Annotated in this window: 12 protein-coding genes and 1 pseudogene; 4 read left to right on the top strand and 9 right to left on the bottom strand. The window is 35.7% G+C overall.

Annotated features, from left to right (window positions below; genetic code table 11):
* Window positions 1-242: 242 nt before the first annotated feature.
* From KO509_RS15265 to KO509_RS15255, 4 genes and pseudogenes are all read right to left on the bottom strand, one after another.
* A complete protein-coding gene (locus tag KO509_RS15265; protein WP_215974134.1) occupies window positions 243-461 on the bottom strand; it encodes a hypothetical protein in 219 nt (72 codons plus the stop codon).
* Window positions 462-591: 130 nt separating this feature from the next.
* Entirely contained in the window at window positions 592-2,433 is a 1,842-nt protein-coding gene (locus KO509_RS15260) for an NACHT domain-containing protein (protein ID WP_215974133.1), read from the bottom strand.
* Window positions 2,434-2,900: 467 nt separating this feature from the next.
* Window positions 2,901-3,231: pseudogene (locus KO509_RS18130) on the bottom strand (tyrosine--tRNA ligase); the annotation flags it as partial.
* Window positions 3,232-3,305: 74 nt separating this feature from the next.
* Complete coding sequence (locus tag KO509_RS15255; RefSeq protein WP_215974132.1) at window positions 3,306-5,021, bottom strand: cation:proton antiporter; 1,716 nt, start codon at window positions 5,019-5,021, stop codon at window positions 3,306-3,308.
* A gap of 285 nt (window positions 5,022-5,306) precedes the next feature.
* Here KO509_RS15255 and recC point away from each other — a divergent pair, with 285 nt between their 5' ends.
* The 4 genes from recC to KO509_RS15235 are packed head-to-tail and all read left to right on the top strand — an operon-like array spanning window position 5,307 to window position 15,261.
* Window positions 5,307-8,996, top strand: coding sequence for an exodeoxyribonuclease V subunit gamma (gene recC / locus KO509_RS15250; RefSeq protein ID WP_215974131.1), 3,690 nt, complete (start codon window positions 5,307-5,309; stop codon window positions 8,994-8,996).
* Window positions 8,993-12,748, top strand: a complete 3,756-nt coding sequence (gene recB / locus KO509_RS15245) for an exodeoxyribonuclease V subunit beta (protein ID WP_215974130.1) — start codon at window positions 8,993-8,995, stop codon at window positions 12,746-12,748. Before recC ends, recB begins: the two co-directional genes overlap by 4 nt.
* Complete coding sequence (gene recD / locus KO509_RS15240; protein WP_215974129.1) at window positions 12,748-14,697, top strand: exodeoxyribonuclease V subunit alpha; 1,950 nt, start codon at window positions 12,748-12,750, stop codon at window positions 14,695-14,697. Before recB ends, recD begins: the two co-directional genes overlap by 1 nt.
* 54 nt (window positions 14,698-14,751) lie before the next feature.
* Window positions 14,752-15,261, top strand: coding sequence for a DUF3087 domain-containing protein (locus KO509_RS15235; protein ID WP_215974128.1), 510 nt, complete (start codon window positions 14,752-14,754; stop codon window positions 15,259-15,261).
* Window positions 15,262-15,398: 137 nt separating this feature from the next.
* On the opposite strand, the gene infA is transcribed toward KO509_RS15235, so the two are convergent.
* From infA to ald, 5 genes are all read right to left on the bottom strand, one after another.
* Window positions 15,399-15,617 (bottom strand): translation initiation factor IF-1, encoded by a 219-nt coding sequence (gene infA, locus KO509_RS15230; protein ID WP_011043571.1) that lies wholly within the window; start codon window positions 15,615-15,617, stop codon window positions 15,399-15,401.
* A gap of 171 nt (window positions 15,618-15,788) precedes the next feature.
* The gene (locus KO509_RS15225; RefSeq protein WP_215974127.1) at window positions 15,789-16,505 is read right to left on the bottom strand and encodes an arginyltransferase; all 717 of its coding nucleotides are present in this window, start codon (window positions 16,503-16,505) and stop codon (window positions 15,789-15,791) included.
* A gap of 23 nt (window positions 16,506-16,528) precedes the next feature.
* On the bottom strand, window positions 16,529-17,263 hold the full coding sequence (gene aat, locus KO509_RS15220; RefSeq protein WP_215974126.1) for a leucyl/phenylalanyl-tRNA--protein transferase: 735 nt from the start codon (window positions 17,261-17,263) through the stop codon (window positions 16,529-16,531).
* 98 nt (window positions 17,264-17,361) lie between these two features.
* Window positions 17,362-18,309, bottom strand: a complete 948-nt coding sequence (trxB, locus tag KO509_RS15215) for a thioredoxin-disulfide reductase (protein WP_215974125.1) — start codon at window positions 18,307-18,309, stop codon at window positions 17,362-17,364.
* A gap of 186 nt (window positions 18,310-18,495) precedes the next feature.
* Complete coding sequence (gene ald, locus KO509_RS15210; protein WP_215974124.1) at window positions 18,496-19,614, bottom strand: alanine dehydrogenase; 1,119 nt, start codon at window positions 19,612-19,614, stop codon at window positions 18,496-18,498.
* Window positions 19,615-19,688: the final 74 nt, after the last annotated feature.

Genomic DNA, 19,688 nt, shown 5'->3' with positions numbered 1-19,688 from the left:
ATTTTGCTATCGGTGAATAATATCTATTAGATCACAGTGAGGAACTTGCTTCAAGCTTAAAAAACAAACAATTGAGGAAATATAAAAAAAGACGTAAATACGTCTTTTTAGAGAAATTCTACAGCCTCAACGCCACTTTAAGCGGCAAATGATAGTTGGTTAAAATAGGCGACGAAGGAGCAAAAACCAACTGTTATTTGTCCGACTTTAAAGCCTTGTTATATGCAAAGCACCAAATTAATTTATGTATCCTCTTTTTCAGTAGGTAACAACTCAGATAATACTTTTTGAAAAACGTAAACCGCCAAGATAAATGAAAATATAAAAGTCATCAAAGGAGAAATACCACGTTCAAATAGAAAAGAGAATAATAGATCTAATAGTGAAATACTGATCATTCCAAATATAAATATTTTAGTTGAATGCTTATGCACTATCGCTTTGATTTTCTGCTCAGTCATATCGTAAAACTCCATTTTATGAAAGCATATAACGCTTTGCTAAGCGGCAAAAAATTAGCTGGCTAAAATTAGCGAGGAACGAGCAAAAGCCAGCTGTTTTTTGTCCGTTTAAGCAACTTGTTAGCTGTATTTAACTAAATAACAATTCAGACAATTCATTTTGTTTACAAGTATATTTTTCTCGTAAAGATGATAATTTTTCCTTTGAAAAATTCAGGTTAGTATTTACATGACCGTAACAGTTAGAAGTATAGAGTAATGAAATGACTTCAGATGGCATTGAAGATAGATCCTCTAAGCTAAGGAAATCCTGCTCTTCTCCTTCACCTTCAAGAATTATTTCAACTAACTGTTTCTCAGCTTCTTTAACTTCATCACTTTCATCAATATCTCTTTGAGTTTTATGATAATGATGAATCTCTTCACCATAAATTTTGAAAAGGATATGTATAAAACGTGTATGGTCGCCTTCTCGACTATATAACCTAAAAGCAATACTAAACTCTCCCTCATTGTCATGTGTTGTTAAGCCTTTATACATCAGCGACAATAACTTGGCTTTCCCTTGTTTCGTATCAGGAACTACAGACAATTCATCAATCATCGTTTCCATTCGTGGAATTACCCACTCCTGCTCCAAGAAATCTTGATTTATATCGAAAACCATAGGTATGACATCGTCTCTATCATTTACAAATGCAATTTTATCGATTATTTTAAATTTATTATCTGAGGCATAATTAACAATAAAGATCGAAGTAAAGTATTCTTGGAAAGAACGATGTGTGAAAGTATATCCATTACCATCGCGCTGCATGATGCAAACTGTATCTAATAGATCATTTAAAAAAAGGCTTTGATCTATTTTAATACCTGAAACCCGAATAGCATTTTCCAAGTATTTTTTTATTTCATCTTCAGAAAAGTAATATTTTCTATCCGCGTAACTTACTATTGAAAATGCCGATAATAATTTCTTAAAATCGTCTAATGGTAAGTTTGAAAATGACTTTCTTTTATATAAGCTTTTCAATGAATCATGTTTATTAAAAAGAGTTAAGAATGCTTGTTCATAAAATAAGTGTATCTTATTAGGTATTTCTGCAATTTGTTCATAAGTTAAAAGCATCATTGTTAATAACAATGGATTACTCGCAAAACTTTCGTGTTTTTCATAAAGGCTTTTATCTAAAACATCTAAAAACTTACGTTTTACTTGTCTGTCATAATCAAGTTTGCTTATAAGAGCTTTTGATTTATCTTTATCTAAAGGGAGAACTTTATATACATAAAACTCCTCCCATGAATGAAAACGCCCATCAGGGCGACTAGAAAGCAGCAATAAAATTTTTTGGTACTTTGAAGCTATATTTACAATCTCTTTTTCGTATTTTTCTCTTAACTCATTATTTAGCTCATCAAAACCATCAAAAATTAGTAAAACTTTACCTAAATCTAAGGAGTAATCTAATTGTGACTTTGTAAAAGTAGACTCTATATCGGTTAAAGTTTTTAATATAAAATCAAACAAACTAGTTTCAGAGTCAGTATTTAAATGTCTTAACTCAACAAAAATAGGAAAAATCCCTATTGGGTTCTCTATTAAATCCAAAAAAATACTTTTACAAAAAGTTGATTTCCCTGAACCAGCTGTACCAGAGATAACTAATCGTTTGTTTTTCTGAAGTTCTTTTATAAAATCAGATTCTTGAATTTTTTGACCAAAGCCTATTTCAAGATCGGTTCTAACATAGAACTCCTTAATGTTAACTGGCGCGTCACGATACAATAGTGTTTTTGTTTTAGAATATCTATCATAACTTCTAGTAATATATTTAGAAAAACAGGTATTTAAAGTGACTTTTAATTTATCATGCGCTTCCTTAGTTAACTTACCAACACCATCAAATATTGGTTTAGCAAACTGTTTAACTAATTCTACTGCAATCTTATTTGGATCTAATTCTTTCACACAAATTCCTTTTTAATTAATCATATTCATATGCGCCAATAATTTCGATAAACATTGACAGCTAACAGTATATTATCCATAATTCACGATAGTAACGGATTATGAAATAAAATAATAACAAAACAATAATAATTAAATCATTACCTGTCAAAGCTTTATAGTAAAATAGGTGGTTTTATTTTAAACATTAAGTTTGTAGAAACTAAGCACTGCGTCATACTCAGCTATTTTGTGCTGAGTATGACGCAGTCCTTAAAAAATTAAATACTAAAAATCAATAAATTAGAAGTTTAGCTATGTAGAAAGTGAGCATATTCGTGCTCACTTTCTACACAAAAAATTGTGTTTTTGGGGAAAATACATTATAACTGTATATAAATACAGCTTGGTAAAGTGTTTTTTTTATGATCATAAAATCTCCTTTTTTACAGCCTCTTCGAGATGTAATTCGAGTTAAACGCTATAGCTTACAAACAGAAAAAATTAACGGGGACGCCACTCAAAATAACTAAATTTCTATCCGTCATTTTTTCGCCATCTATTTTCGCAGCGCCTTATTTAATCATGCGGTAAGCATCTGACGTACTTCCCACTAAACCAGCTTCTTTTAATAAATTCTTGATGAGCCACTTCCGCTGCTGCTTGATCATGGAAACGTGCGATTAACTCTTTTGCTAAGTCAATTTTAACATCGCGTGGGTTTTTACCTTGTTCAATTTCAGTTTTATACCCTTCAATTTCTGTTAAAGGTTTAAAGCTTAATAATTCATAATAACGTCACATAAGCACATCGGTAATATTACCTTAACAGCTAAAGCAAAGGCCGACGCAGCATTCTGTTTCGACCTTTATTTTAATGAATATTTACCAACTTACTCTTTTAATTCATGACTTACAGAGCTGTCTGATTGAATAGCAAGACCCTCTAAAAGCATTTTAGCTGCTCGGTCTGCTGTATCCTGAAAAGGCTCTAATATGAGTTCAACATCGAGTAAGTTTAATTCTTCGGTATCTATACTGCTTTGTGAAACAGCAGCTAATTTACCCTTATACCCAGCTGATCGGGTTAATTGAATCACGGTTCTTCTAATATCTTCTGACGACAAGCCTGTATGTAAATGTGGGATTGTTGAAACAACCCAATTTGCATGATTTAATGGTAACTCGATGATAAATTCAGCATCGGTTGCGTCGCCATATTCACATTCTAAACCTAACAGTCGCCAATGTTTTATAGCAGCAGGGTTGAAGTCGATACCTAACACGCTAATACCTTGTTCTTTAAGTCGCATCGCAATAGCAGTGCCAAGGCGCCCTAAACCAAAGATAATAACGGGGTAGTGAGCATCAGTATGATCATCCGTCATATTTTCGCGAGGAACGCCTGAACGTTCAAACATACCAATAACGGGCGCAAAAATAGAATAGAGTTGATGTGAGTAGGTGATCATATACGTTGATGCGGCAATGGTGATAATACCAACTAATGTTACTAATCCCAGAATATCTTGTGGTACATGTCCTAAGCTAATACCCATCGCAATGAAAATTAATGAAAATTCACTAATTTGAGCTACGGTTAAACCAGCAAGGAAACCTGTTCTTTTACCATAGCCCATAAGCCCCATAATAATCATGACAATGAGTGGATTACCAATAAGTACAAACAGTGAGAAAAGCATTGCGCCTGGAAGATGCGCGCCTAATAAAGACAAGTCTAATGTTGCGCCTAAGGCGATAAAGAAAAACAGCAATAAAAAATCACGTAAGGGCGCAAGTCTGGCAGCGATACTTTCTCGATAAGGGGTTGAAGCTAAGGCAACACCTGCGAGTAATCCACCCACTTCCATACCTAAACCGACGATGTCTCCTATGGCGGCAAAAAGGGCTGCTTGTGCAATGGCGTATATTACTAATAGCTCAGGCGCTTTAGCTAGTTTTTCAGTAAGAGGGTTAGCTATATAACGCACAAAAATAATAACAAAACCCAGTAATCCCACACCTGAAATAGCGACTTGCCAAACAGATGAATTATTTGAATCGCCATGCCCAGAGCCAATACCAATAGTTGCTAATATAATCATAGCCACTACAACAACGAGATCTTGAACAATTAAAAAACCCAGTGCGATTTGGCCATGTAATGATTCAATTTCTCGTTTATCAGAGAGTAACTTTACAATAATAATCGTTGAAGAAAAGGTAAGTGATACTGCAACATAAAGACTAGTGATATGGTCTAAGCCAATACCTAAGCCTATGTAATAACCAAATAAGGATGTGAAAGCAACTTGACCAAGACCCGTTAGAACAGAAACGCCACCAATAGACTTAATTAACTTTACATCTAATTTGATACCAACAAGAAATAACAGTACCGCGATGCCTAATTCAGAGAGTAGCTTGATTTGATCTTTGGAATGAACAATATCCAGTACGGAAGGTCCTGCTATTAACCCCACTGCAATGAAACTTACAATAAGGGGTTGCCTTAATAATAGTCCGATAAATCCCATGAGTGCAGCTAACACGAGCAGCGCTGCTATTTCAGTAAATGACGACTGTGAAATTAGTTCAATTAAATTCATTACATAATCCCTATCCTGTGAATATAGTATTAGATAATTTTACATTAATAGAGGGGGGAGTGAATATATTAATTATTGAATAACATAGTTTTTATAAGGTTATTTGATCTGGATACTTAATTATAATAATAACGATGAAGTTAGCGCGTTAATTTACGCTAAAGTGTTTGTTAGTTATTTAAGCTTTTTAGTAATCATTCGGTGTTTATTCTCTGAAATACATGGTGTTCAATTCCTGCTTGTGGTTAAATTTAGGGTATCAAGCTTTATACGGTAAACACTACATTGATCAATCTTTATCCCGCTAACAAAATGGAAAATTTGTTACTGCTGCTTAATAAAATTTCCCAACTATCTCCCCTAGGTGTATTCAGTCAAGAAGTGATTGTGGTGCAAAATCCAGGGATGCAGCATTGGTTAAACCTCGCTATTGCCGAAGAACGTGGTATTAGCATGAATATAGGTTACGCGTTACCAGCTCAGTATCTATGGAAGCTAATAAGAACGCTGGCTAGTGATGAAGATGTACCAGAACAGTCACCTTACTCAAGAGAAGTGTTAACTTGGCGTATTTATGCTTTATTAGCGACAAAAAGTGTAATTGATGACAGTGATTTTATCGCTGCAACTCGGTATTGGCATAAGTCATCAGCAACAGAAAACGCTTATTCAAATCAAGAGCAGCCGAACGCTAGCAAAGAAAATATTTTCAGCAGTCAGGAGAATTTAAAGCGCTATCAGTTAGCAGAGCAAATGGCTGATTTATATGAACAGTACTTAATATTTCGTCCTGAATGGTTAGACTCTTGGCAAAAGGGACAAGAAGTTGACTTACTGTCTAATGACAGTAGGTGGCAAGCTAAATTATGGCAACAACTTATTAAACAACTCGCTTATAACCCAGTAGAGTTATTAAATAATGCTATTGCTAATATTGAGAATAAGCTTGCAGCAGATCCCTTGTTATTACCTAAACGGTTAAGTTTTTTTGGTATTAACAGCATGGCTCCGATGTGGTTGACCTTTATAAACGCATTAAGCGAGTATATCGAAGTAGACTTTTATCATCTCAATCCTTGTTTTTCTTATTGGGGCGATATTATTAGTGAAAAACAAGCTATTAGTAAACTCTCTCACTGGTCTAACGGTGTTGATGATGAGCATCTATTTGTTGGTAACCCTTTATTAGCTAATTTAGGACAGCAAGGGCGTGAATTTTTAGCTTTATTACAAGATTACAGTACGGTTAATGTTGAGCTATTTGTTAAAGCGAGCTCGGATAACCAAGGTGCAGATAATAATTCAATCAGTAGTGACAATGATAGTGATAGCAACAAGCCAGCAGAGCGAATTTTACATAAGTTACAAAATGATATTTTAGCGTTACATGATGCCACGAAAGCACCAGAGGTGTTAATCGATGACTCTATTACATTCGTTAGTTGTCATAGTGCTTTACGCGAAGTACAAGCCTTACACGACTTCCTTCTTCATCAATTTAATACATCTGCTAGTCAATCAAACAATACAGATAAGCTAACACCAAAAGATGTATTGGTTATGTGTCCGCAAATCGAGCAATATGCACCTTATGTAAATGCAGTATTTACGCGTGGCTGGCAAGAATTAAACGATGAAGTACCGCCATTACCTTGTTCTATTGCTGATCGCAGTGCAAAAGATAGTGATCCCTTGATTGCTGCGTTTAGTGAGCTATTAACCTTACCTGATTCTCGTTTTCAAGTATCTCATTTATTAAGCTTTATTCGTTTGCCTGCCGTTGCTAATAAATTTTCTATTAATGAAGAAGACGGCGAAAAAATAGCGGTTTGGTTGAAACAAGCAACTGTTCATTGGGGCTTAGATAAGTCGCATAAAGCTAAAATACTGGGTGATAATGTCAGTAATAGCTTTACTTGGCAGCAAGGGTTATCTCGATTATTAAGAGGTTTTGCTTTTTCAGATACCGATACAATTTATCAAGAGCAACTCTTACTGGCAGCAGTTGAAGGTGATGACGCAATATTACTTGGGCAATTAATGTTATTTATTGAACAACTACAAAGCTTAGCCCAACAGTTAAATACACCCAGAACAGCTAAAGATTGGCAGACTTTCTTACTAAGCCAACTGTCATTGTTGTTTACTACTAATCGTTATTTTTCTAACGAGACGAAATCGAAAAGTGCTTCACAAGCAATAAATGCACAGCTAAATAATCAAATTGAAAATAGCTTAGCGATTATCGAACAGGCAATCAGTGCCTTGGTTGAATATTGCTCTCATGCACATTTTGAAGAAGTAATTGATTTAGCCATTGTTGTAGACTTTCTCAATAACCACTTCAGTCAAGGTGATGCTAGTCGTCAATTTATGGTTGGACAAGTAACATTCTGCTCTATGCTGCCTATGCGTAGTATTCCATTTAAAATTATTGCGGTCTTAGGTTTGAATGATGGTGAATTCCCAAGACAACGACAACCATTAGGTTTTGATTTAATGGCAACTAGTCCAGCAAGGTTAGGGGATAGATCTCGTCGTGGAGATGATCGTTATTTATTTCTAGAAGCAATCATCTCAGCAAGAAATTCACTGTATTTAAGCTATCAAGGCCGTAATATTAAAAACAATAACGAAAAGCAGCCTTCACTCGTGCTTAAAGAGTTAATGGATTATCTTACGCAAGGTTATGGCTGGAACTTTGATAAAGACAATGAAGATGAAAATCCACCGAATCAATTGCAGCAAATGCCTATGCAGCCTTTTAGTGAAGGTAATTACTTGGCCGCGCCAGACTTAACCGCTAAATCGTCAGCAGCTAATTCTTCCATAGTAATTACTGCTTCACCAATAAAGGCGAGTTTTAATGCTAACTGGTTTAAGTTAGCACAAAATAATGGTCAAAATGTCCAGCGTGATAAAACGTCGTTAGTCATAACAGATGAAGAAATTGAGTTAGAATCAATCACCGCAAACGATTTAATACGGTTTTTTCAACACCCAAGCAAGATGTTCGCTCAAAAGGCATTAAACTTATACTTAGATGATAATAGCGTGCAACTACATGATGTAGAGCCTTTTAGCGCAGATTATTTAGATCGCTATTTATTAAAACAAGATTTATTAACTGCAAGTTTAGCAATGCTATCCGAACAAACCACAATACCGATGGTCAATAGCATAGAGCAAGTATTACATGCTGCTAAATTATCCGGAAAATTCCCTGATGCCCCTAGTACTCAAGCTGATTTTGATAATTGGTTAGACGAAACGCAACAATTTAGCCAAGAAATTGTTGATCACGGCTGTGATAATCCAGAATTAATTGATTGCCAGATAACCGTCAATCCACATAAAACAGCAAATTCTAGTAGGAGTCTACAGGCAAGCGCCCCTATTATTTTGATGGCAAAAATACCGGTTAAACAGACTCATGATGGTGTTCAGTTAGTCTTTTATCGTAGCTCTGGTGCGAAAGTGAAAGATTTATTTACGTTGTTTTTACATCATTTGATTGTGCAGTTATGGCAACAACAAAATATGGGCACTAAAGATTATGGAAGTAATATTCTTAGTCAAGTACAGAGTACCTGTGGTTTCTACTTTAATGCTAAAGCGCAAAGTGTCGAACATTATAGTGTTACCAGTATCGAAAATGCTGAAGCTGAGCTTAATATGCTTTTAAGCACTTATGAACAAGGCCAAAAACAAGCCTTGTTATTGAATAGTGAATTAGCGGCTCATGTGTTTAAGCAAGTACGTGGTAAGGTTGTGGAAATGACACAAGATCGTTTTGAAAATCTTTGGTATGGCGATGATTCTGTTTCGGGGCTCGGCCATGATCCTTATATTGCGTATTTTTGGCAACAATGTCCTGACATTACCGCATACTTACCGCAATTTAATACTGTTTATCAAAGTTTATTTAAGCATGTAAGCAAGCGTAAAAGTAAGGCTAAAGGTGAAAAGTCATGAGTCAGTCATCAAAATTTACCTTAACTAATTTAGATTCATCCACCATCCCATTAACTGGCCGACATTTAATTGAAGCCAGTGCTGGTACAGGAAAAACTTACAACATAACTCGTATTTATTTACGTTTATTGCTTGAGCGTGAGTTGAAAGTTGAAGAGATTTTACTGATGACTTTCACTAAGGACGCGACTCAAGAGCTAAGAGGGCGTATTGATGCCTTTATTCGTGAAGCGCTTAATAACTGGCCTACCTTGTGTAGTCAGGATTCTTATTTTAAAGCCATTGATAAGCGAGTGAACCCAGATAACGCTAACCCTAATAAAATCGAGTTTTTATTAAAACGTGCATTATTGTTTTTAGATGAAGCGGCCATTTTTACTATCCATGGTTTTTGTCAACGCGCGTTAACGCAACATGCTTTTGCGAGTGGTTTACCTTTTAACGCGAATATGTCGACCAATAGTAACGAATTAGTACTAGAAGCAACGCAAGATTGGTATCGTCAATTGGCGAAACAAAGTATTGAAAATTTTGTCTTAGTTGAAGCTTTTTGGGCAACGCCTACGGCCTTTGTTTCAAGTTTTGCTAAAGCTATTTCACATCGAAGTGAGTTGTCGGTTATTGATGTACAAAGCTTAGTGGCTAATTTTATCCAATTAGCCAAACATGCCAGTGTAGCTTTAAATAATAATACAAGCTTACTTGATGAAGGATTAGTGGCACACAAAAAACCAGAAGAGCAAGAAAAGCGCGCTGAAGAGCTTGTTAAATTAAAGCAATGGTTAGATAACATCGCGCAGTGCCAAGACCACAACGCTTTATTGGACGCTGCCGCCTATCCTATGCCAGATTACTTGCTAAATGGTAGTCGCCATCCTAAAGCATTTAAAGTGCAATTAGCGCAGGTTTTAGACAGTGCTAAAGAAATTAAAGCGCAAGTGAAAAACTTAGCTAAAAACATCAATAAAGCCCAAGCTTATCAAATTGTAAGAGGCGCTATTTATCAAATCAGACAACAAGTAAAACAAACAAAAGAGCAGCTTAATTGTTTAGATTTTGACGACCTTATTAATACCTTGGCTGATTGTTTGCAACAAACGCCTAAAAAGGATTCCTCAAGTTCACAGCAAACAAGTAATATTTTAGCGCAAACTTTATTAGCGCAATACCCTGTGGCGTTAGTTGATGAATTTCAAGATACAGATCCTCAACAATTTGCTATTTTGCAGGGAATTTATTATCAAAAAGATCAATCAGGTGTGAGCAGTGATAACACTAGCAGTGATGAAGAGAGTAAAAATGCACTCTATTTAATTGGTGATCCTAAACAAGCTATTTATGGTTTTCGTGGTGGTGATATCTTTGCTTATTTAAATGCTCGTAGTGATTGTGATTATCATTGGTTGATGGATACTAATTGGCGCTCAAGTCCTGATGTTGTCGAAGCGTATAATCAGGTGTTTTCTGGCTCGGCTACTGAGAGCAGTGTGAAACAATCAGTTTTTGGTTATGGCATCGACTATCAACCGGTACTTGCAGGGAAGAAAGCCGATGCTAAGGTTGACTCATTAACCAATAAGGGACGAGCATTAAGGTTTGTACATTTTACTGGCGAGGGGTTTACTGACAAAGTGCCGCAGTCGGTAAGACCATTAATGGCTACCTGGTGTGCTAATGAAATTGTCAGTTTACTTAATAAAAATGATATTACTAATCTTGCTGCTGAGCAGACAACAGATAATAAACAAATAAAACCAAAAGATATTGCCATTTTGGTACGTGATGGACGAGAAGCAAGTGCTATTAAAGAAGCGTTGTTACAAGCTAATTTAGCGAGTGTCTTTTTATCTGATCGGGCTAATTTATTTGATAGTGAACAAGCAGAGCAGCTGATTAAATTATTAAGAGGTATATTAGCACCAGAAGACGAACGTCTCTATTTAAGTGCTATTACTTGTGGATTACTTGGTATTAACGCTTCTGCGTTGTATAAACTGCAACAAGATGAATCGGCATATCAAACATTAAAATTTCACTTCTTCGACTATCGAGAACAATGGCAGCGTCAGGGTTTTATCTCAATGGCGATTACTATTATGCATCAGCATTTTGATTTCTCTGGTGCTAATGACAGCGGTAATAAATCTCGTGCATTGACCAATCTTTTGCATTTATTTGAGATTTTACAATCAGCAAGCCAACAGTTTTTACAACCACAAGAATTACTCTATTGGTTTGAACAACAGTGCCATGATGATAATGCTCGGGCAACAAATGATTTAGAAACAGAGCAACGACTTGAAAGTGATGGCGATCTAATTCGTATTGTTACGCAACATGGTGCTAAAGGTCTTGAGTATCCAATTGTTTTTATTCCTTTTGCCACTCGTCATAACGATCCACTTAAGTTTGGCAATAAATCCGTTAGTTATATTGAATACCATAATGAGCAAGGACAGTTATGTCTTAGTTTAGATGGCGATGAACAGGCTAAAATTGCTATGGCAAATGAAGCTTATGCTGAAAGTATTCGCCTTTTATATGTTGCCATAACACGAGCTGAACGTCGGTGCTACATTTTAAGCACAGCCTTTGATAAGTATGCATTGTCGCCTTTAGGTAAAACCCTGCAATGGCAACCTGAGCAAGATATTGTTCAAAGTCTTAACCAGTTAGTGGCTAGTTCACCAGAGACTATTAGTTTACAACTTGAATCGTTTGATAGTCTTGCTAATGATATTGCTAGCAATGTTATTTCGCAAAAACAGCAAGTTGAAAAAACAGCTGAACTAGAAGTTAGTAAATTTATTGGTAAAATTGAACGAGATTGGTGGCTAAGTTCATTTTCTGCCTTAAGTAAAAACTTACGCCATGGTGGGATTTCTTCGCCGGATAGAGACTCGGTAGAAGTCGTTGATAGCAGTGTAACAAATCGGAAAAGTGAAAAAGCATTACTCCGCTTTCAATTAGTAAAAGGCGCACATAGTGGTAATTTATTACATGATATTTTAGAGCACAGTAATTTTAAAAGCAGTGATGTGATTGAAAATAACATGCTTGAAAGTACTAAGTGGCCTTTACTTAAATATGGAGAGCTAACAACAGGTTTTACTGACGTTGATCTAGTGTGTTGGCTCGATGAAATTGTAAAAACCCCAATGACTAATAAAAGCGATACGCTTGATACTTTTTGTTTAGCTGATATTCCTGTACAGAAAACCCTGCGTGAAAATGAGTTTTACTTCCCAATGAATGAAGCCAATATTACAGATTTAGAGAAATTGTTAACCGATCATCGAAATACTAATACAACTACAGTGAAGCAAAATAATGTTAGGTTACCAAGCTATAAATCCTTAAAGGGCATGATGCATGGCTTTATTGATTTAGTGTTTGAGCAAAACGGTAAATATTATGTCTGTGATTATAAGTCTAGCCATTTAGGTGATGACTATAACGATTATGATTACAATGCATTGCGTGATGATATAGAAAAAAACTACTATGATTTACAGTATCTTATTTATAGTTTAGCGTTACATCGTTATCTTCAACAAAACCTACCTGATTATGATGTAGCGGAACATTTTGGCGGTATATATTATTTATATCTACGTGGTATGACAAACGATGCCAGCCATCAAGGGAAGGGCGTTTATTATCGACAGATCACGGAGAATGAGCTAATTCAATTAGATGATCTTTTTTTGGGCAAGCCGTTAGCTAACAAGTTAATGAAGGAGCAACAATAATGGCTCACATAATCGTTAACTTTAACCAAGCGCAACAACAATTAGCTAATATAGAGGCGATAGATTATTTTTTTGGGAAAGAATTACTCGCAGCGTTAACCGTTCAGGCTGATTTGTCTGATGAACAACAACAGATCTTATTCCATTTATTAATAGCATTAAGTGTTAGCTTACGTGCAGGACATACATGTCTACCAATAACTGAGATTGCTGGGGAGCATTGGGGTGTTGCTTTCGATGAACTCGGTGAGTGTAGCCATCAAGGCTATCTTTTCCCAAGTATTGATATTTTAGAGGGGCTATTAGCAGCTCTTAATCTTACGGCTGAAGAACATCAACCCGTAGTTTTCGATAATAATAGCTTATATATGCGTCGCTATTACCAATTTGAATGGGAGCTTGCTCAAGGTATTCATAAACGTTTAACGCAAAAATCTGCCGTGTCAGTGAATGATATTAGTAGCATTGTTAGTCAATTATTTCCAACAAGTCAGGGAAAAGATATCCTTCAGAATGAAGCTGTTAATATTGTAGAAAATAAGCGTGAAGAAATTGATTGGCAAAAACTGGCTGTTGCTAACGCCATTGATAAAAATTTCACTGTTATTGCTGGTGGCCCAGGTACAGGTAAAACTTATACGGTAACCAAACTACTTGCTGCGCTCTTAATGTTACATGAAAAAAATCAGTTACAAGAAGATGCACCGGCTTTAGAAATTGCGTTAGTTGCCCCAACAGGTAAAGCTGCACAACGATTATCTGAATCTATCATAAACGCAATAGCTGGCTTTAAAGGGCTTATTGATGATGATATTTTGGCTGCTATGCCAACACAGGCAAAAACTATTCATCGATTATTAGGGGTTATTCCTAATAATCATAATTTTAGACATAATCAAAATAATTTATTGTCTTGTGATGTGTTATTGATCGATGAAGTGTCTATGGTTGATTTACCTATGATGACACGTATATTTCGTGCCTTAAAACCTGAAACAAAAGTTATCCTATTAGGTGATGCTGATCAGTTACCTTCTGTGGCTGTTGGCTGTGTACTCGCAGATATTGCGCCAAGGCCTCATTCTGGTTACAGCAAGGAAAACTTAGCTTATTTGGCAAAGGTATGTGAAATAGAGCAGACATTTCTCGCCAGCCAATTTCATCAAGCTTCTGCAGAGCCGATGACTTATCATGATCATTTAAGCTTCTTAATGAAAAGTCGTCGTTTTGATGGAGAAGGTGGAATAGGCATATTAGCAAATTATGTTATTCAAGGTGAGTCAACGCTCAGTTGGCAGCTGCTAACGGCTTCAGCAAGTGAAGGAGCGTTAGCTGATAATAACCAGTTAAGCCTTGCGGATAATACCTTAAGTAGTTGGTTGCCACCTTTAATTCAAAAGTATTACCAAGGCATAGCACAATGTCGTGATGTTTCTGGTGCTTTTGCATTATTGGCTAAATTTCGTGTTTTGTGTGTTACTCGCCAAGGTGAGTTTGGTGTAGATGCGTTAAATCAATGGATAAAAGAGCAATTATTTTCTCGTTTTCATACTGAGGTTAATTATCATGGCATGCCAATTATGATCAATGAAAATGACTACCGATTAGGGCTATATAATGGTGATATTGGTTTGCTTTGGCGTACTGAAGAAGGCCAATTAATGGCATATTTTGAAGACACTGAAGACGGTTATAAACTGTTTATGCCATCACGTTTACCTAAATATGACATGGTTTACGCCATGACTATTCATAAAACCCAAGGTAGTGAGTTTGATCATGTTGCTATGGTAATGCCAAAACAAGCTGAACATCAATTATTATCACGTGAATTACTTTATACAGGGATTACTCGAGCAAAAACAATGTTAACGATTTCGAGTAATAAGCCAACTTGGCAACATGGTGTAAAAACCAAAATAAAACGTTACTCAGGACTAACACTTTAATTTATAATTTACACTACACAGCATACTTTTATTTTCTAAGGAAAGCGTCTCTTAATGCAGTTAATCAATATAGATAAACAACGTTACAGAAAACATTTAAACATAGTAATAGCCGGATTTATTGGTACTTTATTAATTTTGTCTTTAATTTTTGGTCAACTGCTTATTGCCAGTTTTGCCCAAGAAGGGGTAAGTAACTTTAGGTATAATCTACTTGGCGTGATTCTCGCTTTGCTTGCATGTGCTGGCATTATGCATACATTAAAAAGCTCTGATGCATTTAAAGAGATTTACTATGTATGGCAGATAAAACAACTACAAAATCTAATTTATCGAAAATTGAAAAAAATTAAAGTGGGTGTAAGTAATGATGAGCACAATGCTTTAATTATTTTAGTTTTTTATTATCAAAGTTTAATACAAGTTTATCGACTCGATGATAATACCCTAACTATTTCTGAAGTAGAAAAAAGGCTCAGTGACTTACAAGATACTATTGCTGAAAAAAATCTAACGGTAAGTGCTGACCAGTTTGAGCAGAAGTTACTAGATGATTATCGTTAATCATTGTCCTTATTTATTATGAACAAAAAAAACCAGTATTTAATTAAATACTGGTTTTTTAATTTTTAACATTAACTAATAATAAGTAACTATAAAAATTATTAGTGGTAGTGCTATATTATCTTTAGCGCAATAAACTATCTGGCACGGAAAATAATGCGACCTTTAGATAAATCATATGGCGTTAACTCAACAGTTACTTTATCGCCAGTTAAAATACGAATATAGTTTTTACGCATTTTTCCTGAAATATGAGCAGTAACCACATGGCCATTCTCTAATTCAACTCGGAACATAGTGTTAGGTAACGTGTCTAAAACCGTACCTTGCATTTCAATATTTTCTTCTTTCGCCATGGGGCGCTAAACCTCTATATGTTGTGCAAACAAGCAATAAGTTCAAATTAAATTGTTATAAATTATTGCCGATAAAAAAAGCTGCGCGAATAATGCCTAATTGTGCAGCTAATGTAAAGCTTTGTGGCGGTTTATTTATGAGAGATATTAAATAACATTAGAGAAATTATATTATTTTTGAACAAGTAACCATTGTTGCTTGGTAAATATTTCATAAGGAAAATATCTATTTTTGTAATTCATTTTTTTACAATCATCTATTTGATAACCTAAGTATAAAAAGGGTAAATTGAATTTTTTACAAAACTCTATTTGAGTCAGAATAGAAAAAACACCTAAACCATTTGCTCTATAATCAGGGTGATAAAAGGTATACACCGCAGACAAACCATTAGTTAATACATCAGTTACTGCTAGACACACTAACTTTTTGTCGTTATTTTCTTCTAACCAAGTCTCAATAAATAATTGTTTAGTTAACTTACTAGAAAGAAAGGTTTGAAATTGCTCATAATTTGCAGGAAACATGCTGCCGTCTTGATGACAGGTATTAATATAAGTTTCATACAAAGGGTAATATTCATCTTTTAATTGCTCAGAGGTCGTAATTTTGAAATGTGCATTTCGTTTTAATGAACGTTTTTGGCTTTTAGAAGGATGAAATTCATTCACAATAACCCGCACAGAATTACAAGCATTGCAGCTAGGGCAATGAGGCCGATAAGATTGGTCGCCACTGCGACGAAAACCTTCCATCATCAATATGCTGTAACCACGATTATTTTGTAATCGTTCATCAATAGCAATTAATAAACGCTCTTCTTTGTTAGGCAAGTAACTACAAGGAAAGGTTTTTGTTATACCTACTTTAAAAGTATCATCATTCATAGAGGGTTATTACTTATCTGCGATTACTCACTTAAGTTTAGTTCACGAGTATGCCAAAAATTTTTATCGATCGTTAGATCGATAGCTTTATTTTTTAAATCAATAAAATCATCTCGAGTCACCTCGCTTGCGCCCATGTCGGCTAAAAAAGGGTTAAGTAACTGGCAATCAATAAAATCTACGTTAACCGAACTTAATAATTTACTTATTGCTACCAAGGCAAATTTAGAGGCATTAGGTTTGCTATAAAACATGGATTCACCAGAAAAGAAACCATTAATAGCGATGCCGTATAAGCCACCGACAAGCTCTTCTTTTGGTGATAATGTGTCATCATTATTTATTTGCCAAACTTCGATTGAATGGGCAAAGCCAAGTTGATGTAAGTTGATATAAGCTGATTCCATTTCAGGCAAAATCCAGGTGTCATCATTACGAAAGGGAGCATTAGCACATTGTTTAATAACTTGTTCAAAGGCTGAATTAAGGGTGATTTTATAAGGTGATTTTTTTATTGCTTTACGCAAGGTACGGTTCACATGTAAATCAGAAAATTTAATAATGGCTCTAGGATTTGGAGACCACCACATTAGCGGGTCACCTTCACTAAACCAAGGAAATATTCCATGGCTGTATGCATTTATTAATCGATTAGGTTGTAAATCGCCGCCTAAAGCTAATAAACCATTAGGATCAGTGAGCGCAGAGCTAACAGGAGGAAAGGCCACGTTATTATCGTTGAGTTGATATAGGCGCATATTATCCTAAAAATTTTATGCTAAGAGAATTGTAAGGCTTATTATAAGCATATAGTTCATCAAGCTAGTAAACTATATGCTTAAACTTTTTTTGGTTACTACTGAGCGTCTAGGTAGCGTTCAGCATCTAAAGCAGCCATACAACCAGCACCAGCAGAGGTAATGGCTTGACGATAGATGTGGTCAGCAACATCACCTGCCGCAAAAATGCCTTCTACGCTTGTTTGCGTTGCATTACCTTGCGTACCACTTTGAATAGTTAAGTAACCATTTTCCATTGCTAATTGGTCTTTAAAAATATCGGTATTTGGTTTGTGGCCAATGGCGATAAATACACCTGCAACATCAATAACTTCAGTAGCATCAGAGTTGGTTTCTTTTAAACGTAAACTTGTTACACCCATGTTATCACCTAAGACTTCATCTAAGGTGCGATCGGTGTGTAAAACGATATTACCGTTTTTCACTTTTTCGTATAAGCGATCCGTTAATATTTTTTCAGATTTAAAAGTATCACGACGGTGAACAAGGTGTACTTCGCTAGCAATATTTGATAAGTACAGTGCTTCTTCAACAGCAGTATTACCACCACCAACAACAGCAACTTTTTGATTTTTATAAAAGAAACCATCACAAGTAGCACAGGCTGACACACCACGGCCCATAAAGGCTTCTTCAGAAGGTAAACCTAAATATTGTGCCGATGCGCCAGTACAAATAATTAATGCATCACAAGTATATTCACTGCTGCCTGTTAATTTATAAGGTTTAGAAGAAAAATCTACTGATTCAATATGATCAAAAACAATTTCAGTATCGAATTTTTCAGCATGCTTCTGCATACGTTCCATCAATGCTGGACCGGTTAAATCGTCAGCATCTCCTGGCCAGTTTTCTACTTCTGTTGTTGTTGTTAATTGACCACCTTGTTGCATGCCGGTGATTATTACAGGTTTTAAATTTGCACGTGCTGCATATACAGCAGCAGTGTAACCTGCAGGGCCTGAGCCTAGAATAAGTAGTGGGCAATGTCTAACGTCGCTCATGAATGAGTTCTCCAGAATTTTTGATAGTAATATATTTGAAAGATGTATAGCTTTATTAATTGGGATGATAAGAGGTTCTATCAAGGGTGTATAGTGAGAATATGCATTTTTCGAAAAAGAAATAAAAAAAAGAGCACAAATTTTAATTTGTACTCTTAATAAAATTTACCTTTAAAGACTTAAATACTAAAAGTTAAGTGCTGTCTTTGCTTCGACAAACTCATAACCTAAAACATCAGCTACTGGCTTATAAGTAATTTTACCTGCAGCAACGTTTAACCCTGCTAATAAATGCTCATCTTCAAGTAAGGCTTGTTTAGCACCTTTATTGGCAATAGTAACAGCAAAAGGTAATGTTGCATTAGTGAGTGCCATTGTAGATGTTCTTGCTACGCCACCAGGCATATTAGCAACACAATAATGAACAACATCATCAACCACGTATGTTGGGTCTTGATGAGTTGTTGCTTTGGATGTTTCAAAACAACCGCCTTGATCAATCGCAACATCAACTACAACAGCGCCTTTTTTCATTGCTTTAATGTGTGCTTTAGTGACTAATTTCGGCGCTTCAGCGCCAGGTATTAAGACGGCACCAATGACTAAATCTGCTTCAACAATTAATTGTGCCATTGCATCAGCTGTTGAATAAACTGTTTTTAAACGTCCGTCAAATTCAGTATCTAATTGACGTAAACGTGTTAATGAACGATCTAATATTGTTACGTCTGCACCCATACCAACAGCCATACGAGCCGCTTGAGTACCAACAACACCACCACCAACAACGAGTACTTTTGCTGGTGCCACGCCAGGCACACCACCAAGTAAAGCGCCTAAACCACCTTGTGCTATCTCTAATGCATGTGCACCTGCTTGGATAGACATGCGACCAGCGACTTCAGACATAGGTGCTAGTAAAGGTAAACCACCGGTAGGAGACGTTACAGTTTCATAAGCAATACAAGTAGCACCTGAAGCAATTAATAACTCAGTTTGTTTAGGGTCTGGTGCTAAATGCAAATAGGTAAATAAAATTTGGCCAGGTCTTAGCATTTTACATTCAATAGGCTGTGGCTCTTTTACTTTAATTATCATATCTGCAGTTGCAAATATCTCTGTAGCGTTATCAATTATTTTTGCACCAGCTTCTATATATTGTGCATTGTCAAAACCAATAGCGGCGCCGCCATTATTTTCAACAAGTACTTGATGACCATTTACCGATAACTCTTTAACACCTGCGGGTGTTAAACCTATACGGTACTCGTGGTTTTTAATTTCTTTAGGTACACCAATAATCATAATCTTATCTCTCTTAAGTTAAATTATGATACCCAAGCTACCTCAAAATATAGTGTTGTGTACTACATCTAAGC

Origin of the sequence: Colwellia sp. C2M11 (genome assembly GCF_018860915.1) — a bacterium.
Lineage (GTDB): Bacteria > Pseudomonadota > Gammaproteobacteria > Enterobacterales > Alteromonadaceae > Colwellia.
This window is presented reverse-complemented; position numbering and strand designations above follow the sequence as displayed.

Bases quoted from the DNA above. Each gene is read 5' to 3' on its own strand.
- KO509_RS15265 (WP_215974134.1), bottom strand. From the start codon at position 461: ATGACTGAGCAGAAAATCAAAGCGATAGTGCATAAGCATTCAACTAAA.
- KO509_RS15255 (WP_215974132.1), bottom strand. From the start codon at position 5,021: ATGAATTTAATTGAACTAATTTCACAGTCGTCATTTACTGAAATAGCA.
- recB (WP_215974130.1), top strand. From the start codon at position 8,993: ATGAGTCAGTCATCAAAATTTACCTTAACTAATTTAGATTCATCCACC.
- recD (WP_215974129.1), top strand. From the start codon at position 12,748: ATGGCTCACATAATCGTTAACTTTAACCAAGCGCAACAACAATTAGCT.
- KO509_RS15235 (WP_215974128.1), top strand. From the start codon at position 14,752: ATGCAGTTAATCAATATAGATAAACAACGTTACAGAAAACATTTAAAC.
- infA (WP_011043571.1), bottom strand. From the start codon at position 15,617: ATGGCGAAAGAAGAAAATATTGAAATGCAAGGTACGGTTTTAGACACG.
- KO509_RS15225 (WP_215974127.1), bottom strand. From the start codon at position 16,505: ATGAATGATGATACTTTTAAAGTAGGTATAACAAAAACCTTTCCTTGT.
- aat (WP_215974126.1), bottom strand. From the start codon at position 17,263: ATGCGCCTATATCAACTCAACGATAATAACGTGGCCTTTCCTCCTGTT.
- trxB (WP_215974125.1), bottom strand. From the start codon at position 18,309: ATGAGCGACGTTAGACATTGCCCACTACTTATTCTAGGCTCAGGCCCT.
- ald (WP_215974124.1), bottom strand. From the start codon at position 19,614: ATGATTATTGGTGTACCTAAAGAAATTAAAAACCACGAGTACCGTATA.